Source organism: Variovorax sp. GW821-FHT10B04 (genome assembly GCF_059415645.1).
In genome coordinates, this window is sequence record NZ_JBWKNQ010000003.1 from 154,088 (window position 1) to 178,160 (window position 24,073).

Here is a 24,073-nt window from a genome sequence, read left to right on the forward strand (position 1 = left end):
CGCACAGCAGCGCTGGTGCCCAACGGCACCAATACATCAACCAGCCTCTCATTTGGATACTGCGCCCTTCACGCCACCGCCAACCAAGGCAGCCAGATCGACCATCAACAGCACGGGCGCAACACCGCCCGGTGCGGCCAGATAGCGCGCCTCCCAGACCGGCTCGAACTTGTCCTTGAAACTGTGAAGCCCGCGGAAGCCGTAGAAACGCTCGCCATGGTCGAACAGCAGCCGGCACAGCCGTTGCCAGCGCGGCGCATGGCTGCGCATGGCCATGCCTGCCATCGGCGACATGCCCAGACCAAAGCGCTTGTAGCCCTCGGCCTGGAGATGGAGCAGCGTCTTGGCGAACAGGAAATCCATGGTGCCGGGTGGCGAATCCGGCGTGTACCGCATCAGATCCACGCTGGCGTCTTCACGGGCATCCGTGACGAGCAGATTGGCAAAGGCAATGACCTTCCCTTCGCGCCGAACCACCACCACGGGGCCACGCAACAGGTAGTCGGGATCGAAACGGCCAATGGAGAAACTCTTCTCCCGCGCTTTCTGCCGCTGCAGCCACGCGTCCGATACGGCACGCAACTCGGGCAACACCGCTTCCACCTCGGCGGGCTGGAGCACCTGAAACACCAGTCCTTCGCGGTCGCCACGGTTCATGCCCGAACGCAGATTGGCGCGCTTGGCACCCTTGAGGCTGAAGTCGGCCAGCTCGATGTGCGCATGCTCACCCAGCTTGTACGCCCGCAGGCCGCAGTCCAGGAAAAGCGGCAGGGTCGATGGACGCACCTGGTAGAACGCCGCGCGGCCGCCGTGCGCGGAAGCCAGCTCGACGAAGCGCCAGACAAGATCCGCCCATTCGCGGCGATCACCAAAAGGGCCGAACAGCGATATCCACGAACGTCCCTGCTTGCCGAACATCAGGAAGCTTTTGCCCGATGGAGAGAAGAGCATGTGCTTGTCGCCGGTGAGCGCGTAGCAGCCCTCGGAGGCAGGATTGGCGCGCACGATCGCGGCGGCATGGTTGATGTCTTCCTTCGACGGCACCGGCAATGCGCCAGCCGGCGGACGCAGCAGATGCCACATGCCGAATGCAAGACCACCCAGCGCTACGCCGAGCAGCGCACGCAGGGAACGCGGCGCCTCGGCGTCAAGCTCGAATTGCCACCACAGGCGGTTGGCATATCCGACCTCCTGGTAAGCGAAGAACAGGATCCAGACCGTCGCGGCAAACACGCATGCCAGCATCAACAGCCATTCGGGTTCGAGCCGCTGGGAGAACAGCGAAGAAGGCCGATCGAACTGGTGGCGGGAAATGACGAGCAGGACGACGATCACGGCCAGCAACGCCGCCTCGTTGAGCGCGATGCCTTTCGGCAGCGCCAGGACCGCCGCGACAACGGACAGGCCGAGCGCAGCCCACCATGCGGCGTCGAGCCGGTGGAACAAACCGCGCGCCACGAGCAGCATGCCCAGGCCCGCTACGCTGCCAAGAAACAAGGAAGCCTCGACCAGCGGCAACGGCACCCGCAGCGCATGCAAGATCTCTTTCGCGTCCTCGGTCAGCGGCGTTGCGCCCGACACAAGCAGCCAGAGCCCGGCAATCAGCGCCAACGCTGCCATCAGCCGCGGACTCAGCCGCACCGCCGCGCGACCGATCGGCGCGGCAACGCCGGAACGCGACTCGTGCGTGATGATGAGCGCAGTCGCAAGAACCAGCGGCAGCACGTAATAAATTCCGCGATACACCAGCAGTGCGCCGAGCATTGCTTCGGTCGGCACCTGCGAGCCGCTGGCGAGCAACATCACGGCCTCGAACACACCGACGCCACCGGGCACGTGGCTCACGATGCCGGCCGTCACGGCGATCGCATAGAAAGCCAGAAAAGTCGGAAGCGGGATGCGGTCGCCAGGCAGCAGCAGCCACAGCGCGATGGCGGAAGCACCCAGTTCCAGCGCGGAAATCACCAGTTGCTGAACCGCGAGACCCACCGTCGGCAAACGCAGTGTCCAGCTCGAACCGAGATGCAGCTCGCGCCGGCGCGCGCAGAGCCACAGAAAAGCACCCAGGCCCAGCAGCAGCGCAAAGGCGCCGGCACGCAGCAGCCCGGCAGGCACGTGCAACAGCGGCGCCACGTCAGCGGCGCCCCAAAGCAGGCCGAGTGCGCCGAAGGCAGAGATGCCGAGGCCGAACGCAACGGCGTTGAACACGATCACTTGCGCGATCTGGCCCGGTTCCAGGCCCGCCGCTGCATACATGCGGGTGCGCACGGCACCACCGGTGAGGGGCCCGAGGCCAATGGTGTTGGCAAGTGCATAGGCGACGAACGAGGTCAGCATCACCGTCGTGCGGCCAACGCTCGCGCCGGCGTAGCGCAACGAAGATGCGTCGTAGCTGGTGAGCGCGATGTAGCTGGCCGCAGTGGCAAGCAGCGCCAGCACGATGTCGGAATCAGGCGTCAGCTTGACGGCGCTCATCACGTCTTCGTAGTGAACCTCGCGCAGCAAGCCATGCAGCGCCTGGCCGAGCGCGACGGCAAGCAACACACCCAGGGCGATCAGGACCCAGGTCTTGGCCCGCGGCCACCAGATGGACGCCATGGCGCCGATGGTGTCCGGACCGCTGCGTTCCAACGCGCGCGGCAACGGGGGCGTGCCGATGCCTTCGATCTTTCCGACGGAAGGAGCCAGGGTGGATTGCACAGAAAACCTCGAGAACCGAATAATGGACGGCCAGTACTGCGCCGGTCCCACCAGAGCCCCGGCGCCAGCCAGAGCTGCAGGATTAACGGTCAAAAGACACAAACGGATGACAATTTCGCGTGACCCGTTTTGGCGCGAACCAAAATCCCCAGGCTCCGACATGCGCACCAGGCAAGCGAGCGCGGACTACGGGCCGTGCCAGCAGCAAGCCCAGGCGCTGAAAACGTCAGTATTCAGGCGAGCGAGCCGGATCAACCTCGATGTCGGTGCGTGGTCGTGCCAGCCACTCCTCGACCTTCGAAAACAGCAGTTCCGCGGCAACCGGCTTGCCCAGATGCGCGTCGAACCCTGCTCGCTTGAGCTCCCCCACGCGGTCCTTTGACAGGTAGCCCGTGACGGCGATCATGGGTGTCCGTTGGTTCGCACCTTCGGTATCACGAATATTTTGCGCAGTTTCGATACCGGTCATGCCAGGCATCTGAATGTCCATCAAAATCAGATCAAAAGGCTGGCCTGCGCATTGGACCATCGCCTGTGCGCCGCAATCCGCCTGGGTGACCACACAGTTGCGGGACGTCAACAGTCTCCCGAGAAACTCGCGGATATGGAAATCGTCATCGACGACCAGAATCCGGCGCCGATTTCCAATCAGAACAGGACTGGACGGGCTCTGCAAAACCGGCTCATCGACGGCACGCATTGGAACTTCAAAAGAAAAAGTGCTGCCATTGCTTCCATCGCTGGTGACATGCAGCGAGCCACCCATGAGCTCGGCCAATGCCTTGGAAATGGTGAGCCCCAGGCCTGCACCGCCAAAACGCCGCGCAACGGATCCATCCGCCTGGTAGAAACGGTCGAAGACGCGTGCTTGCTGGTCTTGCGTGATGCCGATGCCCGTATCAGTCACATCGACGCGAAAGCTGAAAGTCCTGCGGTCCGCCAGGATGGATGCAGCCACCTTGACGGACACCGCACCTCGATCAGTGAACTTGATTGCATTTCCGACAAGGTTCAGCATGATCTGCAGCAGCTTTTCGGCGTCGCCGATCAGCCGGCGCGGGATGCCGGGCTCATCCCAGACACTGAAATGCAGCCCCTTCTTTGCGGCACTGTCGCGCATCACCGACGAACAGCGTTCCAGCAGCCATTGCACATCGAATGCATCCTCCTGGATATCCAATTGGCCGGCCCTCAGCTTCGAGACGTCCAGCAGATTGTCGATGCGCATGAGCAGCACGCGGCTTGCGCGTGCGAGGTAGCTCACGGCCTCGCGTTTGTCCGGAGGCAGTTCGGACATGCCTTGATCCAGAAAAGCGGCATAACCCATGACGCCGGTCAACGGCGTACGCAATTCGTGACTCACGTTCTCGAGAAACTGGTTGCGCGCAATGATCGCCGCCTCGGCGTTGGCCAGCAGTTCGGCACGCTCTGCGGTGATGGCGGTGATGACCTGAAAGCTGCGCCAGTTGGCCAGCGTTATCCACGCTACCCCCGCGGCCATGAGAAGGATCAGCAGTGATAGCTCGAGCTGCGACGCATGCGGAAAGGTGACGGTGACATACAGCGAAGCCAGAAACATTGGCGTTGCATAAGCCGCGCTAGCCCACGGAATCACGTAGAACGCGGCAGCAGCACCGGCCGCCAGGAACGCACATCCCATGACGAGAAAGGCCAGGATGTCGAAACTGACGCGCGGCAGGTAATACAGCATGCACGCCGCCCAAGTCAGCCCGATCAAGCCGGAATACGCAACGAGCTTGCGAATTCGGGCCGGCGACACGCGGCTGGGTCGAGCTCGGCGTCGCAGGCGGAGCCAGCCGAATATCACCGGAAGAAGCAGGCCCCACATGACCACGATCATGGGCAACGCATCACGCCAGGACTGGCTCCCGCTCACGGCCATTGCGCCGATGATTGCACCCAGGCCGTTGCCAAAGATGACCATCGGCAGTTGCCTCACGACTGCAACCGACTGCGCAATGCGCAATTCCGCAGAATAGAGTCCCTCAATTTTCGGCTCAGGCGTCGTCATCCGCACTCTTGCCCTTCATGGAATGGCCCACCAAATCGCCCGTGTCGAAACCGGTCACTTGAATTCAAAACGGCGCTGGCGCTGTCAAGCACGTTTATTCAACCTCCTCGCCGACCAGACAGAGTGTTTGGCGACAAGAAATTAGATCAGAACTATTCTTCGATACTGATATAAATGTCACAAAAATGAATGAATTTTCAGTGCGAATGACTGAAACGGCCCTTCGATAGAGCATGAGAAAAATTTGAATTTGAAAACAAAAATGGTATCCCCCGGATATCGACCATCAAAATGTAAGAGAAAGTATGGAGATCAATGAAAACTTCCGATTGATGAAATACCCACTCACCAACCGGTTGCGCAGTGGAGGCATGTCGAGCGCATGCACCAAAAATGAGCTACGCCACGCGACGGCTGCAGACGAACTCTTTCGGAGGCGTATTTCTCGTACTAGTTGGTGTTTCTTTTGGATTCGATGGCAGTCTGTGTCCAATCCAGTGCGGCGATAGATACTGGCTCGCCCGGCAGCGCCACAACCGACGCCACCGGTCACCGATGCCCCCGTCTGCCGACGCCCAACACGCCAATGACTTTCCCCAGCGCCACCCTGCACTTCGCCGCAGAACCCGACTCGCCAGGCTATGAATGGCCTGCGGTTCCGCTCGAAACATTTCTGAGGCAGAACGCAGAGCGCGAGGATCCGGGCTTCACGCGACTCATCCTGGCGGCCTACGACGATTGGAGAGCAACGACCGGCACCGGCGAGGCATCGATCCAAGCGGTGGATGCATCAGACGCGTCACCAGATGTGCGCCCGACAGCGGGGAGCGCTGCGAACGCCAGTCCCTTCGATGCTTTCGCCCATGTGGCCGACGCCACCATGCGAGCGTTCGTTCGGCTTCTCCCTCACCGGATCTCCTTCGCCACGGCCATGGTCCTGACCGGCATGGAGCGATCGGAACTCGAAGCACTCACGACCAGCCTGCGGTCCTGGCTGGCGGCAGCACAGTCGCAACAGGATCTTCAAAGCCGTATTCAACTCGGATTCGATCCTCTCGCATCCGAACTGACCTGCCCCCACTGCGCCAGCAGCCATGCACCGGTATTCTTCGGCCTCAGCTGGCATCACATCCAGGTCTACCGATGCGACGCCTGCGGCCAACTGTTCGAGGCACACCAGGGGCTGCCCGGGCGGGCAAGCAGCATGCGCGACACGGACGGCCTCTCGCATACGCATCGTTAAAGGAGCGGCCGGCATCCCACGCGACCGGACGGGGGGAGCGCGGGGCTTCGTCACCCGGTCGCCCCGAAACACAACGAAGGAGCAAGACATCATGCCCATCCACATCGTGCGCCTTGGAAGTGAGCGCCATGCCGGCGAAGGCCTGCGCGTCGGCACCGTGCGGAGGCCGCCGCGTGGCGTACCGAAAACCGAATTCGCGAGCGGGAACTGGTACGACGTCTGGTATCCGAATCTGGCGCCGTCGGCCGAAACCATGAAGCTCGGCCAGGACGCGCAGACGCCCGCCGACTGGACGAACTTCACGCGCAAATACAAGGCCGAGATGAACCAGCCCGATGCAAGCCGCAGCATCGACTTGCTGGCCGCTCTTTCGCACACTGCGGCCTTGGCTGTCGGCTGCTATTGCGAGGATGAATCGCGTTGCCACCGATCGCTGTTGCGTGGGCTGCTTGCCGAACGCGGCGCCGATATCGCCAACTGAGTCCGGCACACCACGTGCCGACGCATCAGGCCGGCTCGCAGCACACCGGACGGACAATCTTGCTTCGATGCAATCATCCCGGACCGAATCATGCAGAGCCCCGTGACATCCTCGCCTTCCGCAGCACCGCTGGCCGCCCTGACCGGCATCCACATCCTCAGCCTGGCGCTGAACCTGCCCGGCCCCGCAGCGTTGATGCGCTGCCAGGCGATGGGTGCGACCTGCACCAAGCTCGAACCCGCTTCGCCCGACGGCAGGCCGACCGACCCGATGGCGCAGTACGCGCCCGACGCCTACAAGGCGATGCATGAAGGCATCGCGCTCATGCAGGCCAACCTGAAGACGAACGAAGGCCAGCGACTTCTGCACGCCGAACTGGCACGCACGGACGTGCTGATCACTTCGTTCCGGCCGTCAGCGCTGGCCAAGCTGGGACTGTCCTGGGAAGCGCTGCACGCGCGTTATCCGCGGCTCTCGCTGGTTGCCATCGTGGGCGCGCCCGGCACCCGTGCAGAAGAACCGGGCCACGACCTGACCTATCTCGCCGAAAGCGGACTGGTCACCGGCACCACGCTCCCGTCCACGCTGTATGCCGACATGGGCGGGTCGCTGATGGCGAGCGAAGCCGTGCTGCAGGCTCTGTTGCATCGCAGCATGCACCAGACCGGCGTTCGGATCGATGTGGCGCTGTCGGACGCGGCCCATTACCTCGCCCTGCCTCGGCAATGGGGGCTGACTCAGCCTTCCGGCTCCGTCGGTGGCGCACATGCGGGCTACCGGGTCTATCCATGCGCCGATGGCCGCGTTGCTGTGGCCGCGCTGGAGCCACATTTCGCCGATGCGCTGAGCGAGGTCGCAAGCCTTCCTTCGCGCAACATGTTCTCGTCGGTGACACATGCGGCACTGGCTGGGTGGCTGCTGGACCGCACCTGCGAAGAGCTGGATGCGCTGGCCGTACAGCACGATATTCCGCTACACACGTTGGCCGATATCTGAGAGCCCCTGGCGGCTCCGGCGTGTCACAAAACTGTCATATCAAGGTTGCGACAATCCATGCATTCGGTGCCTGCGGAAGTCTTTCGACCTACTGCGTGCCAGCGCACCGCCATCGCAGCAACAGCACCGGCGCCGTCCAAGGAAACCTCTCATGAATGCCATCAAATCCGCCCGCAAGTTCATCGTCGCCAACCCCGCCAGCAACTCCGCACGGACTCTGGCGCAGCTGGTTCTGGCGCTTGAATCGGAAAGCAATTTCGACGTGACGGAGCTCTACAAGCTCGATCTTGAAACCTTCGACATCGCGATCGACATCCTCAAGGAATGGCGCATCGACCGCTACTACGCCGGCAAGGCCAAGCTGTTCGATCTGTCGCTGCAGGTCAGCACGCTGCCGGCCGCCGAATAAGAAGTCTTCGATCAGCGCACGCCGTCACGCACACGGTCTTCGCGCTTGAGATCGAGGTAGGTGGCACGATCGATCTCGTGGAGTTGCCTGGGGTATTTCTCGACCGATGAGAACCAGGCCTGCAGCCGCTCATCACCCTGCTGCGCAGCAGGCGCATCGACTGCCGACAGGTAGGCATCGACTGCCAGGAAATAGCGCATCGCATTGCGTTCCACCAGCCCTCGCGTGCCGCGGATCCAGTCGGGTTCGCCGCCAGGCAAGGTGCCCAGCACGGTGAAGCCGACCTTGTCGCGCCCGAACGTCGCCAGATAGGCTTGCGTGGCGATTCGCGCCATCAGGTTGTGGTCGTAGGCGTAGCTGAAGTGGAGAAAGGTCCGGCCGGCATCGACCGGGATCGCTTCCAACATGACGTGGTAGTTGCTGGTTCCGAACGGGCCCGCTTCGGCACTCATGTGCACGGCCATGTAATCCGGCGTCGCGCTGGTCATGCGATAGACGAAGGGCAGCAGAAAAGCGCTGTCGACAGGCTTGTCGTAACGCCCCACCACGCTGAGCGTCAGCAGCGCCCGCCCTCGCTCTTCCGTGACCTGACAGCGTCGGTTGTTGAGATGCAGCAGCAACGCCTCGCACCAGCGCTCCGGCGTGCGCAGGGCCTCTTCCATGGTGTGCAACGGATGGTCGACGACGGCGTAGACGTCACCCTTCAAGCCTTCGGGCAACTCCAGGGAATCGAGCACCACAGGGCGGCCGAACGGGCTGCTGGCGAGCCGCGCGGCGATTGCCTGGTGCTGCGCCACGAGCGAGCGGGCAGCGGTCGAGGGGATCGCGTCGGCGGCGACCGCACCACCGGACCATGGCAGCGCCAAGGTCAGACAGACTTGAAGGATGAAACGCGCGATGGGTCGTGCAGGCACAGGCATGACACGCACGATAGCGCGACCGGGCGCCGCGTGTGCAAGATCGCGCTGCCGCGCGCAGCGCGCTCAGCCGTTCAACGCCCCTTGCGGATCGGCTTGCGCTGCGAAGGCTGCGGCGCGGAGCCGTTGTCGCGCGGCGGCAATCCGGTGTGCTGCGTCAGCAGGCGCCCCTTGGTCGGTGAACGCGGCGCGCTCGTCTTGACGACCTCGGCCGATGCACTGGAATTCTTTCGACGCGCGCTGGTGTAGCTGCCATCGGTCAGCGGCTGCCAGGTCGGGATCAGGTGATGCTTGCCATTGCCGATCAGGTCGGCGCGCCCCATCGACTTGAGCGCCTCGCGCAGCAAGGGCCAGTTGTTGGCGTCGTGATAGCGCAGGAAGGCCTTGTGCAGCCGGCGGCGCTTGTCGCCGCGCACGATGTCCACCGTCTCGCTCTCGCGCGTGATCTTGCGCAGCGGGTTCTTGTTGGTGTGGTACATCGTCGTGGCCGTCGCCATCGGGCTCGGATAGAAGGTCTGCACCTGGTCGGCGCGGAAACCGTTCTTCTTCAGCCAGATCGCGAGGTTCATCATGTCCTCGTCGCTCGTACCCGGATGCGCCGCGATGAAGTACGGAATCAGATACTGCTTCTTGCCCGCTTCTGCTGAGTACTTCTCGAACATCTGCTTGAACTTGTCGTAGCTGCCAATGCCCGGCTTCATCATCTTGCTGAGCGGGCCTTGCTCGGTGTGCTCGGGCGCGATCTTCAGGTAGCCGCCGACATGGTGCTGCACCAGTTCCTTGACGTACTCCGGCGACTGCACGGCCAGGTCGTAGCGCAGGCCGGAGCCGATCAGGATCTTCTTGATGCCCTTGAGCGCGCGCGCGCGGCGGTAGATCTTGATCAGCGGATCGTGGTTGGTGCCGAGGTTCGGGCAGATGCCCGGATACACGCAGCTCGGCTTGCGGCAGGCCGCCTCGATCTCGGGGCTCTTGCAGCCGAGCCGGTACATGTTGGCGGTCGGCCCGCCCAGGTCGGAAATCGTGCCGGTGAAGCCCTTGACCGAATCGCGGATCGCCTCGACCTCCTTGATGATCGAGTCTTCGGAGCGGCTCTGGATGATCCGGCCTTCATGCTCGGTGATCGAGCAGAAGGTACAGCCGCCGAAGCAGCCGCGCATGATGTTGACGCTGAAGCGGATCATTTCCCACGCGGGGATCTTGGTCGCGCCGTCGTGGCTGCCATTCTCGTCGGCATAGCGCGGATGCGGGCTGCGCGCGTACGGCAGATCGAACACGTGGTCCATCTCGGCCGTGGTCAGCGGAATCGGCGGCGGGTTGATCCATACGTCGCGCGCAGTCGTCCCTTCGCCGTGCGCCTGCACCAGCGCGCGCGCATTGCCAGGATTGGTCTCGAGATGCAGCACGCGATTGGCATGCGCATAGAGCACCTGATCGCTTCGCACCTGTTCGTAGGCCGGCAGGCGGATTACCGAGCGATCGCGCGGCGGCACCTTGATGCGCGCACGCACGGCCAGTGCCGGATTCGGCACGAAATTGAGTGGCTTGATCGCCGGATTGGCGGATGACCCCGGCGTCGGCTTGGCGCCGCCGGCTTCGGCAGCCGCGGCGACGGCCTGCGCCTCGTCCTCGCGGGCGCAGCTCGCACCGTTGGCCTTGGCCTGGTCCGAAACCATCAGATAGGGGTTGACGTGCGCCTCGACGCGGCCGGGCTCGTCGACGCTGGTCGAGTCGATCTCGAACCAGCCCTGCGCCGATTCGTCGCCGCTGCGCCGGACGAAGGCGGTGCCGCGCACGTCGGTGATCTGCTGCACCGGCTCACGCGCCGCGATGCGGTGGGCGATCTCGACGATCGCGCGCTCGGCATTGCCGTAGAGAAGCAGGTCGCATTTCGAGTCGACCACCACCGACCGGCGCACCTTGTCGGACCAGTAGTCGTAATGCGCGATGCGGCGCAGCGAGCCCTCGATGCCACCGAGCACGATCGGCACGTCGCTCCAGGCTTCCTTGCAGCGCTGCGAATAGACGATGGCGGCACGGTCCGGCCGCGAGCCACCGACGTCGCCCGGCGTGTACGCGTCGTCGCTGCGGATCTTCCGGTCGGCGGTGTACCGGTTGATCATCGAATCCATGTTGCCCGAGGTCACGCCGAAGAACAGGTTCGGCTTGCCGAGCACCTTGAAAGCGTCCGCGCTCTGCCAATCCGGCTGGGCAATGATGCCCACGCGAAAACCTTGCGCCTCCAGCATGCGACCGATCACGGCCATGCCGAAGCTTGGATGGTCGACGTAGGCGTCGCCCGTGACCACGATGATGTCGCAGCTGTCCCAGCCGAGCGCGTCCATTTCCTGCCGCGAGGTTGGCAGGAACTTCGCGGTGCCGAAGCGCGCAGCCCAGTACTTGCGGTAGCTGGTCAGCGGTTTGGCGGCGCGCGCGAAAAAGGAAACGTCGACAGGGGCGTTCATCGCGGGTAGTTGTTTGGGGGTGGCCGTGGGTGGGGCCGGAAATGCAGGGGAACCGGCGATTGTAAGTGGCTGCTCCCTCCCTGTCGCCTGCAAGGGTAAGCAGCGGAAACAGCGCCGATCGCTTGCAGACGACGTCCATCGGCTGGCCATGCCCATCATTGAATCGACAATGGCACCCATGTCGTCATTGCCTCATCTCGATTCGATCCCGAACACCGCGGCCACCTCGGCAGCGCCGCGCGCCGCCTCGCTGCGCGAACTACGGCCCGGCGACATCGGCTGGGTCGTTCAGCAGCATGGCGAAATCTATGCGCGCGAGTACGGCCTGAACGGCGAGTTCGAGGCGCTGGTCGCGGAAATTGCAGCGAAATTCGTGCGCAAGTTCCAGCCGGCCTGGGAGAAATGCTGGATCGCCGAACTCGACGGCCAGCGCGTCGGCGCCGTGTTCGTGGTGCGGAAGTCGCCGACCGTGGCGCAGTTGCGCCTGCTGATCCTGGCGCCGGAAGCGCGCGGTCTCGGGCTGGGCGGCCGGCTGACCGACGAATGCATCGCCTTCGCGCGGCGCAAGGGCTACCGGAAGATGACGCTCTGGACCAACAGCTGCCTCATCGCGGCCCGCGCGATCTACGCGGGCCGTGGTTTCAGGATGGTCAAGTCCGAGCCCTACGAAGGCTTCGGCCAGGCCATGGTCGGCGAGACCTGGGAACTGAAGCTGCAGTAGCCCTTACTGCATGAACCAGCCGTGGCTGACCACCAGCGACTGGCCGGTCAGTGCGTTGGTCGGGAAGGCCGCGAACATCAGCGCGACCTGGGCGACGTCGTCGGTGGTCGTGAATTCGCCATCGACCGTTTCCTTGAGCATCACGTTCTTGACGACCTGCTCCTCGGTGATGCCCAGCGTCTTCGCCTGCTCGGGAATCTGCTTCTCGACCAGCGGCGTGCGCACGAAGCCAGGACAGATGACGTTGGCGCGCACGCCGTATTTGGCGCCCTCCTTCGCCACCGTCTTGCACAGGCCGATCAGACCGTGCTTGGCCGTGACGTAGGGCGCCTTGAGAACCGAGGCCTCCTTGGAATGCACCGACCCCATGTAGATCACGCTGCCGCCGCGGCCTTGCGCATACATGTGCTTCAGGCAGGCGCGCGTCGTGAGGAAAGCGCCGTCGAGATGGATCGCGAGCATCTTCTTCCAGTCGGCAAAAGAGAACTCGTCGACCGGATGAACGATCTGGATGCCGGCGTTGCTCACCAGGATGTCGATGCCGCCGAAGGCCTTGGCTGCTTCGGCGACGGCGGCGTCGACCTGCTCTTCGCTCGTCACGTCGACGGCCACGCCGATGGCCTGCGCGCCGGTCGCCACCAGTTCGGCGGCCGCGGCGTCGGCAGCGGCCTTGTTCAGGTCCGCGATGACGATCTTCGCGCCCTCCCTGGCGTACACGATGGCGATCTCCTTGCCGATGCCGCTGGCCGAGCCCGTGATGAAGGCGACCTTGTCCTTGAGTTGCATGCCTGTTCCTTGTGTGTTGAATGAAAACGAAAAAACGGTCGGCCAGCGGGGCCGCAATCAGCGTGCCCGCTTGGGCAGCCGCGTCGCACCGCCATGCAGGTCGAGCGCGGGCCGGCGCACCTGCGGCGCGTCCGCGACGGCCATGTCGTACGTGGTGACGCCGTTCTCGGTCGCGCTCTCGAGCCATTCCGGGTGAGCGAGCGTGTGCCGCATGTCGCGCATGCCGGCTTCCCAGTGCTCGATCACGGTGCTGCGCGAAAACTCGTAGTCCTTAGATTCGAGCTCGTACGGCTTGTTGCGGTAGATCAGGTGGACGATGTCGATCGGCTGGTGCGTCATGTGCGCACTCAGCGCGGCCACGCTCGGGTCGTCGCGCAGCTGCGGCGGCAGCCTGGCGATCAGGTCGGCCAGCGCCTGCTGCAGGTTGACGTTGGCCGACAGCGCGTCGGTGTTCATGCGCGTCCGGCTGGAATAGATGATGTCCTTCTGCCGCTGCGCGACCTCCGACAGCGTGTGCGGCATGGCGCCGCGCGCACTGAACAGGTCGACCTGCAGCACCACCAGCGGACGCGTGCGCGGATGCTCGTCGAGCACGTACTGCAGCGGCGTGTTCGAGACGATGCCGCCGTCCCAATAGTCCTCGCCATCGATGTGCACCGGCGGAAAGCCGGGCGGCAGCGCGCCGCTGGCCATGATGTGCTCGGGGCCGATCGACTGCGTCATGTTGTCGAAGTAGATCGAGTTCCCGTTGCGCACGTTCACCGCGCCGACGCTCAGCCGCATTTCGCGGCTGTTGATGCGGTCGAAGTCGACCAGGCGCTCGAGCGTCTCCTTGAGGGGTGCCGTGTCGTAGTAGCTCAGCACCGGCGCAGCCCCGCCCAACAGCAGCGACGGGTCGAGCCGCGGCTTGAAGAAACCCGGAATGCCGAAGAGCGCGGCCGACGTGGCGCTCCACTGATTGAGCGCACTCCGATCGCCCAGGCCGGCCGGCACGCGCTGCCCCATGCCCGAGGACACCTGGTGCCAGAACTCGCGCAGCCGTGCGATCCGGTGTTCGGGCGCATTGCCGGCGATGAGCGCGGCATTGATCGCGCCGATCGACACGCCAGCCACCCAGTCCAGCCTGGGCTGGCGCTCGAAGAAGGCGTCGTACACACCGGCCTGGTAGGAGCCGAGGGCGCCGCCGCCCTGCAGCACGAGGGCACGATCGGCGCTGCGCATCGCGGCACCGGAGGCCGGCAGCCGCTTGGCCGCACGTTTTGCTGAAGTCATCCCTCTATTGAACACCCGGAAGATGTCGGCTGCCCGCCGCGGGACATCCTCACATCTTCGGCAGCAGCTGTCCGCGGATCTCGCCGCCCGGATTGGCGGCGGTATGGACATTGGCGTACCACTTGCCGGCGAGCAGATCGGCGGCCTGCGCCGGCGTGAGCGTCGCCGTGCCTTCGATCGGGCTCGCCGGGCTCAGGAAGGGCACGACCACACCGGCATTGGCGCCCGCGATCGCCGGGCCGTGGAAATGCGCCATGGTGGCCGGACCGGTCAAGCCGGAATAGGTGATGCGGTACTTGAGCGTGTTGCTGCTCTTGTCGAACCAGGCCTCGGCCGTGCCGGTGCCACGGCTCGCGTTCGGCGGAACTTCGTTCGACGCGCTCATCGTGCCGATGAAAGGCGCCGTGCCGGGAGCGCCGGGCATCATGCCGCAGCCAGCGAGCGCAACGGTGGCGGCGCCAGCCAGCAGGGCGGCGCGAAAAAGGGAGCGAGTTCGGTTCATGTGGTCGATGAGACAAGGGTGGGTCGGACCTGCAGCATAGGACGGCGGCGGCGCATCCGGTTGTCGGTTTTCGCCCCGAAATGCCGGCGCGCCCTTGTCTTGCCCGGGTCTCGCCTTCACTTTTAAGCGCGGCCTAAGGAAAGGCTGGTCCAGTGCTCTCGTGCACGAATCCCGATGCGCTTGAAAGGAAAGATTCACATGTACATCCAACGCCATGCCGCCCGGTGGAGCCTGGTTCTGGCCCTGGCCATTCCTGCCCTCGCGCTCGCGCAAACCGGCAGCCCGTCCGCCGCATCCGCCCACGAACCAACCATCGACGAGGTCTACCAGGCCGCAGAAAGCGGCCGCCTTGGCGAGGCCGACGCCATGATCGCCCGCGTGCTGAGTGCGCACCCGGACAGCGGCAAGGCGCACTTCGTCCATTCCGAGCTGCTCGCCAAGGAAGGCCATCTGGCGGCAGCGCGGTCCGAATATGCGAAAGCGAACGCGCTCGCGCCTGGACTGCCCTTCGCGAAACCGCAGGCGGTGGCCGGCCTGCTGCAGCGGATCGATGCGCCCGCATCAGCCCCTAACCGCAACACGCAAGTGCAGACGCAGACACGCGCTGCGGAGCCAGCGCCGCAGGCGGACGCCTCCGGCGGCCTCGGCCTGCCGGGCAAGATCGGGCTGGTGGTTCTGATCGCCGCCGCCGCGGCATGGCTGTTCCGTCGCCGTCCGATGCCTGCGAGCCCGGCCATGAACTCAGCGCCCGCCTATCCCGCGGCGCCTCCCGGCGGGAACGGCTATGCGGCGCCCTCCTACGCCGGCATGCCAACCGGCTATGCGCCCGCCGCGCCCAGCTACGGCCCGGCACCCGCCGGCAGCGGACTCGGCGGCGCCCTGATGACGGGCGCGGCCATGGGGCTCGGCGCCGTGGCGGTCGAAGAAGCGGTGCGGCACTTCACCCATCGCGACGACAGGTCCGACAACGTGGTGGTGAATGATCGTGCGGCCCCTGCGGGCTTTGGCAACCAGCTCGGCCCGGACGCCAACGCCGACATGGGCGGCAACGATTTCGGCCTGCTGGATTCGGGGTCGTGGGACAGCGGCGGCGGCACCGACGACAGCAACGGCTGGTAGCCCCGTTCCGCGGGACGGCTAGCGTGAACGCCGGGGCACCGCCGGCGAGCCGTCACGCGTCGGGGACGCATCGGCCGCTCCCGGCTGCGGAGCCGATTTCAGCGAGCCGTAGGCATGTGCGTAGACCCAGGTGAATTCCGCACCGAGCAGGAAGATCTGGGCCGAGTAATACACCCACACCAGCACGACCACCAGCGAGCCGGCAGCACCATAGCCCGAGGCCACGCTGCTCTTGCCGATGTACAGGCCGATCAGGTGTTTGCCGATCGTGAAGAGCAACGCCGTCACGCCGGCGCCGACCCACACGTCGCGCCACTGCACGCGCACACGTGGCATCAGCTTGTAGATCATCGCGAACACCACCGTGACCATCGCGAAGCTGAAGATGAAGTTGACGGCCTGCGCCAGCGTGGCCCAGCCGCCGAACACCGGCGACCACCACTTGCCGAGCGCCGCCAGCGCCGCACTGGCGACCAGCGACACCATCAGCAGGAAGCCGATGCCCATGATCATGCTGAAGGACAGCAACCGAACCCTCAGGATGCCCATCACGCCGCCGCTCTTGTCGAGCGCGGGCGCGCGCCAGATGCGGTCCATCGCGTCCTGCAGCTCGCCGAACACGGTGGTCGCACCGACCACCAGCAGCACGATGCCGACCACGGTGGCGATCAGCCCCTCGGTCGGCTTGTTGACCGCTTCGAGCATGCCCTGGACCGCCAGCGCGCCCTGCGCCCCCATCAGGCCGGACAGCTGCGCGAAGATTTCGCCGCGTGCAGCCTCCTCGCCGAACACCAGGCCGGCCACCGAGATCACGATCAGCAGCAGCGGCGCCACCGAAAACACCGTGTAGTACGCCAGCGCCGCACCCATGCTGGGGGCGTAGTCGTTCTTCCAGGATGACAAGGCCTGCCGGGACAGGTCGAAGAGTTCGCGTGGCTTCATGTGCAGAGTGTGGCAGCGCCCGCCGAACCTCGACTGTCGGCGCAACGCCCGGCGAATTGCCGGGACGCCGCCGATAATCCGCAGCCATGCACACGGCCCCTTCCGCTGCGGCGGTTCCCACCGACCGCCCCCGCCCCGAATCCGTCCGTGATCTCTTCTTTTCCTTCACATGGCTGGCACTGCAGGGCTTCGGCGGCGTGCTGGCCATCGTGCAGCGCGAGATGGTGGAAAAGAAGCGCTGGCTGACGCCGGAAGAATTCCTCGAGGACTGGGCCGTCGCACAGGTGATGCCGGGCCCGAACGTGATCAACCTGTCGCTGATGATCGGCGACCGCCACTTCGGTCTGCGCGGCGCCCTGGCGGCGCTCTCCGGCATGCTCACGTTGCCGCTCTTCATCATCGTCACGCTGGCGCTCCTGTACGCGCATTTCGCCGGCAATCCGCAGGTCGCCGGCGCGCTGCGGGGCATGGGCGCGGTGGCCGGCGGACTCATTGCGGCAACGGGCGTCAAGCTGATTCCGCCACTGCGCAAACACCCGCTCGGCTTCGGCGTCTGCCTCGCGATCGTGGCCCTGGTGTTCGGCCTGATCGCGCTGGCACGGGTGCCGCTCGGCTGGGTGCTGATCGTGGTCGGCGGCTGCGCCTGCGGTGCCACCTGGCGAAGGATCCCCCGATGACCATCGTCATGCACTGGCACGACTGGCTTGCGCTCTTCGCGCAGTACACGATGCTGTCGCTGCTGTCGGTCAGCGGTGCCATCACCACCGTGCCGGACATGCACCGTTTCCTCGTCGACCGGCACGGCTGGCTGACCGACGCGCAGTTCAGCTCGTCGATCGCGATCGCGCAGGCGGCCCCCGGGCCGAACGTGCTGTTCGTCGCACTCATGGGCTGGAACGTCGGCCTCAACGCGGGGGGCGGCATCGGCGCCGGTCCGCAGGCCTGGATCCTCGGGCTGTTCGGACTGGTGGTCACGATGCTCGGGATCATGGTTCCCAGCACGACCCTGACGTACTTCGCGACGCGCTGGGGCCATCGCAACCGCACACGGCGCGAGGTGCGCGCCTTCAAGCAGGGCATGGCGCCCGTGGTGATCGGACTGCTGATTGCCACCGGCTGGGTGCTGGCCTCGGGTAACCATGTCGGCAACGCGCCTGTCTGGCACATCTGGCTGCTTACGGGCGTCGCCGCCTTTATCGTGTGGCGCACCCGCATCCACCTCTTGTGGCTGCTGGGCGCCGGTGCGCTGCTTGGCGCAGCCGGTTTCGTCTGATCCTTTTCCCTCCTGGACTTTGTCACCCATGCAACTCCGCCCGCTCGGCCGCTCCGGCCTCGATGTCTCCCCGCTCGCTTTCGGCGGCAACGTATTCGGCTGGACCGTCGACGAATCGACGTCGTTCCGCCTGCTCGACGCCTGGCTTGACGCCGGCTTCAACTTCGTCGACACGGCCGACGTCTACTCGGCCTGGGTGCCGGGCCATGTCGGCGGCGAATCCGAAACCATCATCGGCAAGTGGCTCAAGCAGACCGGCAAGCGCAACCGCGTGGTGCTGGCCACCAAGGTCGGCAAGCCGATGGGTGAAGGCAAGGTCGGCCTGTCGCCGGCGTACATCCGTGAAGCCGTCGATGCATCGCTCAAGCGCCTGAACACCGACCATATCGATCTCTACCAATCGCACGACGACGACGCCAACACACCGCTGGAAGATTCGCTGGGCACCTTCGCCGAGCTGATCAAGGCCGGCAAGGTGCGTGCCATCGGCGCGTCCAACTACACCGCGCCGCGACTGGCCGAAGCGCTCGACGTGTCGGAGCGGCTCGGCCTGCCGCGCTACGAAAGCCTGCAGCCGCTCTACAACCTGTACGACCGCGCCGTGTTCGAGGACGCGCTGGAACCGCTGTGCCTGTCGCGCGGCGTCGGCGTGATCAACTTCTATGCGCTGGCGGCAGGCTTCCTGACCGGCAAGTACCGCACGGCCGCCGATGCCCAGAAGAGCGCGCGCGGCGCCAACACCACGAAGAAGTACCTGAACGAGCGCGGGCTCGCCATCCTGGCGGCGCTCGACATCGTTGCCGCCAAGCACGGCGTGACGCCGGGCCAGGCTGCGATTGCCTGGCAGATCGCGCGGCCGGCCATCACGGCGCCGATCGCCAGCGCCAGCTCGATCGCGCAGCTGAATGAACTGACGACGGCAGCGACGCTGAAGCTGGACGCCGAATCGATCGCCGCGCTGGACAAGGCGAGCGCCGAGACCACTGCGACGGCTTGAACGAACTGAGCGAGCACAGGCGCAGGCGCCTCGCAGGCACGGCGCCGGTAGGCTCGCTCCCACAACGATTGGGCACGCCGGCCGCCCGGGCCGACGCACGAGGCATGCGACATCTCCAGCATTGAAATTTCCGGAGAAGTACATGTCCTTTGCGCTCTACATGGTCGGGTTCGTGATCTTCCTGGCGGGTTTGGTCTGGGGTGCTTCGGTCGCCGGAGTGCCCACGCTGTACATCGGCATCGGCGCGCTGATCCTGCTCGGGATCGGCATCTTCAGCGGCGTCGGCCGTACGCGGGGCAAGGACCCATCTCAGTAGTCGCAGTTCTGCATGGCGGGCGACCGGCCGTTCAGGCCGGCGGCCGCAGCATCAGTGCGAAGAGCTCGTTCTTGAAATGAATGCCGAGCTTCGTGAAGGCGCGGTTGCGGTAGGTCTTGACGGTCGGCAGGCCGAGGCCCATCTGGGCGGCGATGCCGTCGTGCGTCATGCCGTCGAGGATGAGCGCACAGACTTCGAGTTCGCGCGGCGTCAGGTCAGGCTGAAGCGCCTGCAGGCGATCCACCGGCTGCTTCGATGACTGACCCGGCGCGAGTGCGAGATGCTTGCGCGTCATCGCCATCAGCATCGCGCCCAGCTGCCCGAAATCCGCCAGCTCAGCATCGCGCAATGCGCGCTGGTGCGTGTGCCGATAGACGTTGAGCGCGAACAGCCCGCCATCGTCCTCACTGCTGACCACCGACACGCGCTCGGACACGCCGTGGGCGTCATACACCTTGGTGCGATGTTCCAGCGGTACTTCGGCTGCCGTGATGTGGCACACCCGCAAGCCGTCGACGCCGGCGCGTGGCGCCGCGCCGAAGCTGCGGTCGCTGCCGACCGGCCCCGACAGGTAGGCGCGCCAGCAGTCGCGGGTCGTGTCGGCCACGCCCAGGCTGGCGGAAACGAAGATGGCCGGCCGCGGGCCCGTGCGGTAGACCGAAAGCGATGCGGCCGGCAAGGTTCCGCGCAATGCACCCAACAGCGTGCGTCCGAAGGCCGGTTCCCCCAGCGACGGGATGACTTCGGTGACGCATGCAGCAAATGCGGCGTCACTCGAAGAGGCGGGCGAAGCGGACCAGGTTCTCATGGCATCGGGGATTTCCGTCATCTTCAGGGATGACAACGCGCATCCGACACCGGATTTACGCTAGCCAGATGCCTATATTTCATAACGATCCGCTCGCTGCGCCGGCGCTCTCGTACTTCGCCGATCTCGCGGTCGATGTCGGCACGCCGCAGGTACTGGGCCATGGTCCGCGCGGCACACGCCGGGTCGTGCCGATCCATGGTGGCACCGCGCGCGGCGAAGGCTGGACGGCCCGCGTGCTGCCCGGCGGCAGCGATTTCCAATGGATCGTCAGCGACACGCTGTCCGAACTGGATGCCCGCTACGGGCTGGAAACCGATGCCGGCGATCTGATCTACGTGCAGAACCGCGCCATGCGCGCCGCGCCGGCCGAGACGATGGCCCGGCTGCTGCGCGGCGAGCCGGTCGACCCGTCGCAGATCTACTTCCGCTGCCAACCCAGTTTCGAGACCCATTCGCCGACCCTGCGCTGGACGACCGAACGCATGTTCGTCGGCGCCGGCGTCCGGCATCCCGAGCAGGTGGTCATGCGCTTCTTTGCGCTGGCCTGACGCGTCCGGCGGCCGTCGGGCCGACGTTGTGATCCAGACAAGAAACGGAGACAGAACCATGAACCGAATTTCCCCTTCGCACCGCATGCTGCAGGTGACCTGCGTGGTCGCTCTGGCCTGCCTCGGCACCGCTGCGCTCGCCCAGAACGCGGCCTACCCGACGCGGCCGGTGCGCCTCATCGTGGGCTTCCCGGCAGGCACCGGGCCGGACATCGTCGCGCGGCTGCTCGCGCAGAAGCTGTCGGAGGGCTGGGGCAACGTGGGCGTGGTCGTCGACAACAAGCCCGGCGCGGGCGGCCTGATCGCCGCGAGCGAAGCCGCGCGCGCGACACCCGATGGCTATACGCTGATGCTCGGCGAGACCGGCCAGCTCAGCATCGCGCCAAGCAGCTACACCAAGCTGCCCTACGACCCGGCACAGGACTTCGTGGCCGTCAGCCAGGTCGTGACGTCGGACTTCATGCTGCTGGTCAATCCGCAGAAGGTCCAGGCGCGCACCGTGAAGGACTTCGTGAGCTGGACGCAGCAGCAGAAGGGCCTGTTCATGGGCACCTTCGGCGCCGGGACGCCAGGCCATTTCGGCGCCTACATGTTCGGCGACGCGGTCGGCCAGAAGCCCGAGCCGGTCCACTACAAGAGCACCGGCGACGCGCTGGGCGGCATCTTCAGCGGCGACGTCTCGGGCGTGTTCGCCAGCGTCGGGCTGGCAGCGCCGAACGTGAAGGCCGGCAAGCTGGTCGCACTGGCATCAAGCGGCGAAACGCGCAGCGCGTCGCTGCCGGACGTGCCGACCTTCAAGGAACAGGGCTATCCACAGCTCGTCTTCAACTCGTGGTTCGGCGTGGTGGCACCGGCGAAGACGCCACCAGCGATCGTCGCCAAACTGGGCGCCGACATCCAGAAGGCCGTCCGCTCGCCCGAAGGCAGGGCGAGGATGGAAGAAGCCGGCTTCGCCGTGACGGGTACCGACGGACCGGAATTCGCCCGCATCATCGCGGCCGACACCCGGACCTGGGGCAAGGCGGTGGCGGCGACCGGGTTCAAGGCCGACTGACCGGGCTCACCCGACGCAACGGACCGGCCGGCGCATTCAGCCCGCGTGCGCCCAGCCGGCTTCGCACCAGTCGGCCATCAAGGACAAGGCGTCGGCACTGGCGCCCTTCAGTTCGCGCGCATCGAGCGCACGCTGATCGGCCAGCCTGCGCATCAGCGTCGCGTCGCGGCCACCGGCACGAAAGCTCTCACCGTTGATGTAGATGTGGCGCGCGTCGTAGAGCATGCGCGTGCGACGGTCCAGCGCGACGCCCTGCCGCGGCATCGCGTCGAGCGGCTGCGCCGGCTCGAACCAGATGTTCGCCTTGGGTTCGGTCATCGACTCGCCCAGCGCGCGGTCGATCGCATCGACGTCGCGCAATGCGGCCTCGACGGCGCGCCGCGCGAAGGCTTGCAGGTCGGCCGGCATGGCCGCCGAAGCTTCGACTGCGGCCTGGCCCGCGTCGCGGTAGTGCACGGGCGGCCCGCCCTCGCCATCTTCCTGCGACTCGGCATGCGCCTCGGCGATGCGTGCCAGCAGATCGGCACCGAGCGCTGCCGATGCCGGCGAGCGCAGCCCGATCGAATAGGTCATGCAGTCGTCGCCGACGGCCACGCCGTCATGCGCATAGCGCGGCGGCAGATAGAGCATGTCGCCGGCTTCGAGCACGAAGGTCTGTTCGGGCTCGAACCGGCTGAGGATCTTCAAGGGAACATCCGGCTGCAGGCTCAGGTCGCGCTGCCGGCCGATCGACCAGCGCCGCGTGCCGTGCGCCTGCAGGAGAAACACGTCGTAGCTGTCGAAGTGCGGGCCGACGCCACCGGTGTCGCTCGCATAGCTGATCATCAGGTCGTCGAGCCGCGCATCGGGCAGGAAACGAAACTCGCGCAGCAACGCGTGGGCGCGTTCATCGTGCAGGTCGACACCTTGCACCAGCATCGTCCAGCCCGGCCGCTTCAGCGGCGGCAACGTGCGGCGCGCCAGCGGCCCGTGCTTCAGCGTCCAGCCTCGGGGGCCTCGACGGATCAGGCGGGACTCGACGTCCTCGCGGGCGGCAAGTTCGAACAACTCGCTTCGATCGATCGGTGGCGCCATGGCAGGAATGGCCTGCCGCACGAGCAGCGGCTTCTTCTGCCAGTGGCGCCGCATGAACTGCGCGGGGCTGAGCCCGCCGAGCAGTGTGAGCGGTTGGTGAATCTCCATGGGAGAATTCTGCAATGGAAATCTCTCAACAATGTGTGGTCGGCCTGACCTGGACCATGAAAGACACGCTCGGCGACGTGCTGGACGTGCTGGAAGAACCGGTGGAATTCCTGGTCGGCGGAAGCGATCTTTTCGACGCCATCGAAGCCGTCCTGCAAGGCCATGAGCCCGGCGCACGCGTGCAATTGCAGCTCGAGCCTGAGCAGGCCTTCGGCGATTTCAACGACCAGTTGCTGTTTCTCGAACCCCGATCGCTTTTCCCCGAAGGCATCGAGACCGGCATGACCTTCGAGGGCATTGCGCTGCCCGCAGGCGTCAACCCCGACATTCCGCGCGATGCGCTCTACACCGTCGCGGAAATCTATCCCGACCATCTCGTGCTGGATGGCAACCACCCGTTGGCGGGCATTGCGCTCCGCCTGGACCTCACCGTTCGCTCCGTCCGTGAAGCGACGGAAGAGGAAATCGGCCGCGGAACCGCCGGTACCGGCTTCTTCAAGCTGCCGACGGTCGCTCCGGGCAACGACCTGTTGCACTAGGACCTTTCTCGCCATGAAAAAGCCGAGCATTGCCCGGCTTTTTCATTTCCAGCGCCACCGGTCTTGCCCCGGCAGAACATTGGCGAAGGCGACACGATGTGCGTGGCGCCTGGACGTACGCTCAATACCTGGAGATCTGCCCGTTGTCCAAACGGACACGATCCCCGATGCGCAGGTCGCCAGGGCTCGCCACATCGAATGCGCGATAGCCGCCGTTCTCGGTTTGCACGGAGATGCGATAGCTCTCGGCCACGCGAGGACGGTTGTTGTTGGCCTCGATGTTGTTCCCCAGCAGCGCACCGCCCACCACGCCCAGCGCGGTTGCCGCGGCACGTCCGCCACCATGGCCGATCTGATTGCCGAGCACGCCACCGATGACGCCGCCTGCCACCGCGCCGCCGCCGCCCGGTGCATAGCCAGGCGTTTCGGTGCGGATCACCTCGATGTTGGCAACCCTGCCGTATTCGATGTAGGAGCTGCGAATGGGCTGTACCGGCGGCGCCTGATAGGGATAGCTCGTGGTATAGGCCGGAGGCGGCGCAACGCAGGCCGTGAGGCTCACCAGCGCGAGCGCGCCAGCGCCCAGGGAAAGATAGCGAAGCTGTGTCTTCATGTGTCGTGACTCCTCAAAGCAAGATCGGTGCACCCGATGCACCTGATGTCCATCCAACGCGTCATTCGCTGATGCGATGACCAGATGGACATGGTGCTTGTTTCGATATGTGGCGGCCGCTCCAGTTCCGGACTTTACCTGTGGGAAACCTGGCC

23 protein-coding genes and 1 pseudogene are annotated in these 24,073 nt (G+C 65.4%); 13 read left to right on the plus strand and 11 right to left on the minus strand.

Annotated elements, in window-relative coordinates; genetic code table 11:
* Window positions 1-48 precede the first annotated feature (48 nt).
* Together mprF and AC07PZ_RS08940 are read right to left on the minus strand one after the other, a co-directional pair.
* The gene (mprF, locus tag AC07PZ_RS08935) at window positions 49-2,862 is read right to left on the minus strand and encodes a bifunctional lysylphosphatidylglycerol flippase/synthetase MprF (RefSeq protein WP_495295153.1); all 2,814 of its coding nucleotides are present in this window, start codon (window positions 2,860-2,862) and stop codon (window positions 49-51) included.
* A 64-nt stretch (window positions 2,863-2,926) separates the two neighbouring features.
* Entirely contained in the window at window positions 2,927-4,732 is a 1,806-nt protein-coding gene (locus AC07PZ_RS08940; protein WP_495294701.1) for an ATP-binding protein, read from the minus strand.
* Window positions 4,733-5,318: 586 nt separating this feature from the next.
* Here AC07PZ_RS08940 and AC07PZ_RS08945 point away from each other — a divergent pair.
* The 4 genes from AC07PZ_RS08945 to AC07PZ_RS08960 all read left to right on the plus strand — a co-directional run bounded on the left by AC07PZ_RS08945 (window position 5,319) and on the right by AC07PZ_RS08960 (window position 7,861).
* Window positions 5,319-5,975 carry a hypothetical protein gene (locus AC07PZ_RS08945; RefSeq protein WP_495294702.1) on the plus strand — a complete coding sequence of 219 codons (657 nt, stop codon included), beginning with the start codon at window positions 5,319-5,321 and terminating at the stop codon, window positions 5,973-5,975.
* A 91-nt stretch (window positions 5,976-6,066) separates the two neighbouring features.
* Window positions 6,067-6,456, plus strand: coding sequence for a DUF488 domain-containing protein (locus AC07PZ_RS08950; protein WP_495294703.1), 390 nt, complete (start codon window positions 6,067-6,069; stop codon window positions 6,454-6,456).
* A 90-nt stretch (window positions 6,457-6,546) separates the two neighbouring features.
* Entirely contained in the window at window positions 6,547-7,452 is a 906-nt protein-coding gene (locus AC07PZ_RS08955; protein ID WP_495294704.1) for a CoA transferase, read from the plus strand.
* Window positions 7,453-7,603: 151 nt separating this feature from the next.
* Window positions 7,604-7,861 (plus strand): hypothetical protein, encoded by a 258-nt coding sequence (locus AC07PZ_RS08960; protein WP_495294705.1) that lies wholly within the window; start codon window positions 7,604-7,606, stop codon window positions 7,859-7,861.
* An 11-nt stretch (window positions 7,862-7,872) separates the two neighbouring features.
* Here AC07PZ_RS08960 and AC07PZ_RS08965 read toward each other — a convergent pair whose 3' ends face one another.
* On the minus strand, window positions 7,873-8,727 hold the full coding sequence (locus tag AC07PZ_RS08965) for a hypothetical protein (RefSeq protein WP_495294706.1): 855 nt from the start codon (window positions 8,725-8,727) through the stop codon (window positions 7,873-7,875).
* Between the two features lie 125 nt (window positions 8,728-8,852).
* Window positions 8,853-11,243, minus strand: a complete 2,391-nt coding sequence (locus AC07PZ_RS08970) for a YgiQ family radical SAM protein (protein WP_495295154.1) — start codon at window positions 11,241-11,243, stop codon at window positions 8,853-8,855.
* A 235-nt stretch (window positions 11,244-11,478) separates the two neighbouring features.
* On the opposite strand from AC07PZ_RS08970, the pseudogene AC07PZ_RS08975 reads away from it, so the two are divergent.
* A pseudogene (locus AC07PZ_RS08975) lies at window positions 11,479-11,964 on the plus strand (GNAT family N-acetyltransferase); the annotation flags it as partial.
* A gap of 3 nt (window positions 11,965-11,967) precedes the next feature.
* Here the strand turns inward: AC07PZ_RS08975 and AC07PZ_RS08980 are convergent.
* Genes AC07PZ_RS08980 through AC07PZ_RS08990 form a run of 3 tightly spaced genes read right to left on the minus strand, consistent with a single transcriptional unit; the run spans window position 11,968 to window position 14,524 of the window.
* Complete coding sequence (locus AC07PZ_RS08980; protein ID WP_495294707.1) at window positions 11,968-12,750, minus strand: 3-hydroxybutyrate dehydrogenase; 783 nt, start codon at window positions 12,748-12,750, stop codon at window positions 11,968-11,970.
* A gap of 57 nt (window positions 12,751-12,807) precedes the next feature.
* Window positions 12,808-14,022 carry a DUF3734 domain-containing protein gene (locus AC07PZ_RS08985; RefSeq protein WP_495294708.1) on the minus strand — a complete coding sequence of 405 codons (1,215 nt, stop codon included), beginning with the start codon at window positions 14,020-14,022 and terminating at the stop codon, window positions 12,808-12,810.
* Window positions 14,023-14,071: 49 nt separating this feature from the next.
* Entirely contained in the window at window positions 14,072-14,524 is a 453-nt protein-coding gene (locus AC07PZ_RS08990) for a CHRD domain-containing protein (protein ID WP_495294709.1), read from the minus strand.
* Window positions 14,525-14,722: 198 nt separating this feature from the next.
* Here AC07PZ_RS08990 and AC07PZ_RS08995 point away from each other — a divergent pair, with 198 nt between their 5' ends.
* Window positions 14,723-15,643, plus strand: a complete 921-nt coding sequence (locus tag AC07PZ_RS08995; protein WP_495294710.1) for a hypothetical protein — start codon at window positions 14,723-14,725, stop codon at window positions 15,641-15,643.
* A gap of 18 nt (window positions 15,644-15,661) precedes the next feature.
* Here the strand turns inward: AC07PZ_RS08995 and AC07PZ_RS09000 are convergent, their stop codons facing one another.
* A complete protein-coding gene (locus AC07PZ_RS09000; RefSeq protein WP_495294711.1) occupies window positions 15,662-16,585 on the minus strand; it encodes a YihY/virulence factor BrkB family protein in 924 nt (307 codons plus the stop codon).
* An 86-nt stretch (window positions 16,586-16,671) separates the two neighbouring features.
* Between AC07PZ_RS09000 and AC07PZ_RS09005 the strand changes: the two genes are divergently transcribed.
* The 4 genes from AC07PZ_RS09005 to AC07PZ_RS09020 all read left to right on the plus strand — a co-directional run bounded on the left by AC07PZ_RS09005 (window position 16,672) and on the right by AC07PZ_RS09020 (window position 19,171).
* Entirely contained in the window at window positions 16,672-17,262 is a 591-nt protein-coding gene (locus tag AC07PZ_RS09005; RefSeq protein WP_495294712.1) for a chromate transporter, read from the plus strand.
* The gene (locus AC07PZ_RS09010) at window positions 17,259-17,858 is read left to right on the plus strand and encodes a chromate transporter (RefSeq protein WP_495294713.1); all 600 of its coding nucleotides are present in this window, start codon (window positions 17,259-17,261) and stop codon (window positions 17,856-17,858) included. The genes AC07PZ_RS09005 and AC07PZ_RS09010 overlap by 4 nt, the downstream gene beginning before the upstream one ends.
* Window positions 17,859-17,886: 28 nt before the next feature.
* Complete coding sequence (locus tag AC07PZ_RS09015; protein ID WP_495294714.1) at window positions 17,887-18,855, plus strand: aldo/keto reductase; 969 nt, start codon at window positions 17,887-17,889, stop codon at window positions 18,853-18,855.
* 142 nt (window positions 18,856-18,997) lie between these two features.
* Window positions 18,998-19,171, plus strand: a complete 174-nt coding sequence (locus AC07PZ_RS09020; protein WP_495294715.1) for a hypothetical protein — start codon at window positions 18,998-19,000, stop codon at window positions 19,169-19,171.
* 31 nt (window positions 19,172-19,202) lie between these two features.
* Here the strand turns inward: AC07PZ_RS09020 and AC07PZ_RS09025 are convergent, their stop codons facing one another.
* Entirely contained in the window at window positions 19,203-19,979 is a 777-nt protein-coding gene (locus AC07PZ_RS09025) for a helix-turn-helix domain-containing protein (RefSeq protein ID WP_495294716.1), read from the minus strand.
* Window positions 19,980-20,047: 68 nt separating this feature from the next.
* Here AC07PZ_RS09025 and AC07PZ_RS09030 point away from each other — a divergent pair, with 68 nt between their 5' ends.
* Together AC07PZ_RS09030 and AC07PZ_RS09035 are read left to right on the plus strand one after the other, a co-directional pair.
* Entirely contained in the window at window positions 20,048-20,530 is a 483-nt protein-coding gene (locus AC07PZ_RS09030; protein WP_495294717.1) for a DUF3237 domain-containing protein, read from the plus strand.
* Window positions 20,531-20,588: 58 nt separating this feature from the next.
* On the plus strand, window positions 20,589-21,584 hold the full coding sequence (locus tag AC07PZ_RS09035) for a Bug family tripartite tricarboxylate transporter substrate binding protein (RefSeq protein ID WP_495294718.1): 996 nt from the start codon (window positions 20,589-20,591) through the stop codon (window positions 21,582-21,584).
* A gap of 36 nt (window positions 21,585-21,620) precedes the next feature.
* Here the strand turns inward: AC07PZ_RS09035 and AC07PZ_RS09040 are convergent, their stop codons facing one another.
* Window positions 21,621-22,766: a JmjC domain-containing protein gene (locus AC07PZ_RS09040; RefSeq protein WP_495294719.1), complete on the minus strand. Its 1,146-nt coding sequence runs from the start codon at window positions 22,764-22,766 to the stop codon at window positions 21,621-21,623.
* A 14-nt stretch (window positions 22,767-22,780) separates the two neighbouring features.
* Between AC07PZ_RS09040 and AC07PZ_RS09045 the strand changes: the two genes are divergently transcribed.
* Entirely contained in the window at window positions 22,781-23,305 is a 525-nt protein-coding gene (locus tag AC07PZ_RS09045; protein ID WP_495294720.1) for an FKBP-type peptidyl-prolyl cis-trans isomerase, read from the plus strand.
* 121 nt (window positions 23,306-23,426) lie between these two features.
* Here the strand turns inward: AC07PZ_RS09045 and AC07PZ_RS09050 are convergent, their stop codons facing one another.
* On the minus strand, window positions 23,427-23,918 hold the full coding sequence (locus AC07PZ_RS09050) for an outer membrane lipoprotein (RefSeq protein ID WP_495294721.1): 492 nt from the start codon (window positions 23,916-23,918) through the stop codon (window positions 23,427-23,429).
* Window positions 23,919-24,073: the final 155 nt, after the last annotated feature.

Bases quoted from the DNA above. Each gene is read 5' to 3' on its own strand.
- mprF (WP_495295153.1), bottom strand. From the start codon at position 2,862: ATGTCGGAGCCTGGGGATTTTGGTTCGCGCCAAAACGGGTCACGCGAA.
- AC07PZ_RS08940 (WP_495294701.1), bottom strand. From the start codon at position 4,732: ATGACGACGCCTGAGCCGAAAATTGAGGGACTCTATTCTGCGGAATTG.
- AC07PZ_RS08945 (WP_495294702.1), top strand. From the start codon at position 5,319: ATGACTTTCCCCAGCGCCACCCTGCACTTCGCCGCAGAACCCGACTCG.
- AC07PZ_RS08950 (WP_495294703.1), top strand. From the start codon at position 6,067: ATGCCCATCCACATCGTGCGCCTTGGAAGTGAGCGCCATGCCGGCGAA.
- AC07PZ_RS08955 (WP_495294704.1), top strand. From the start codon at position 6,547: ATGCAGAGCCCCGTGACATCCTCGCCTTCCGCAGCACCGCTGGCCGCC.
- AC07PZ_RS08960 (WP_495294705.1), top strand. From the start codon at position 7,604: ATGAATGCCATCAAATCCGCCCGCAAGTTCATCGTCGCCAACCCCGCC.
- AC07PZ_RS08970 (WP_495295154.1), bottom strand. From the start codon at position 11,243: ATGAACGCCCCTGTCGACGTTTCCTTTTTCGCGCGCGCCGCCAAACCG.
- AC07PZ_RS08980 (WP_495294707.1), bottom strand. From the start codon at position 12,750: ATGCAACTCAAGGACAAGGTCGCCTTCATCACGGGCTCGGCCAGCGGC.
- AC07PZ_RS08985 (WP_495294708.1), bottom strand. From the start codon at position 14,022: ATGACTTCAGCAAAACGTGCGGCCAAGCGGCTGCCGGCCTCCGGTGCC.
- AC07PZ_RS08990 (WP_495294709.1), bottom strand. From the start codon at position 14,524: ATGAACCGAACTCGCTCCCTTTTTCGCGCCGCCCTGCTGGCTGGCGCC.
- AC07PZ_RS08995 (WP_495294710.1), top strand. From the start codon at position 14,723: ATGTACATCCAACGCCATGCCGCCCGGTGGAGCCTGGTTCTGGCCCTG.
- AC07PZ_RS09000 (WP_495294711.1), bottom strand. From the start codon at position 16,585: ATGAAGCCACGCGAACTCTTCGACCTGTCCCGGCAGGCCTTGTCATCC.
- AC07PZ_RS09005 (WP_495294712.1), top strand. From the start codon at position 16,672: ATGCACACGGCCCCTTCCGCTGCGGCGGTTCCCACCGACCGCCCCCGC.
- AC07PZ_RS09010 (WP_495294713.1), top strand. From the start codon at position 17,259: ATGACCATCGTCATGCACTGGCACGACTGGCTTGCGCTCTTCGCGCAG.
- AC07PZ_RS09015 (WP_495294714.1), top strand. From the start codon at position 17,887: ATGCAACTCCGCCCGCTCGGCCGCTCCGGCCTCGATGTCTCCCCGCTC.
- AC07PZ_RS09020 (WP_495294715.1), top strand. From the start codon at position 18,998: ATGTCCTTTGCGCTCTACATGGTCGGGTTCGTGATCTTCCTGGCGGGT.
- AC07PZ_RS09025 (WP_495294716.1), bottom strand. From the start codon at position 19,979: ATGAGAACCTGGTCCGCTTCGCCCGCCTCTTCGAGTGACGCCGCATTT.
- AC07PZ_RS09030 (WP_495294717.1), top strand. From the start codon at position 20,048: ATGCCTATATTTCATAACGATCCGCTCGCTGCGCCGGCGCTCTCGTAC.
- AC07PZ_RS09035 (WP_495294718.1), top strand. From the start codon at position 20,589: ATGAACCGAATTTCCCCTTCGCACCGCATGCTGCAGGTGACCTGCGTG.
- AC07PZ_RS09040 (WP_495294719.1), bottom strand. From the start codon at position 22,766: ATGGAGATTCACCAACCGCTCACACTGCTCGGCGGGCTCAGCCCCGCG.
- AC07PZ_RS09045 (WP_495294720.1), top strand. From the start codon at position 22,781: ATGGAAATCTCTCAACAATGTGTGGTCGGCCTGACCTGGACCATGAAA.
- AC07PZ_RS09050 (WP_495294721.1), bottom strand. From the start codon at position 23,918: ATGAAGACACAGCTTCGCTATCTTTCCCTGGGCGCTGGCGCGCTCGCG.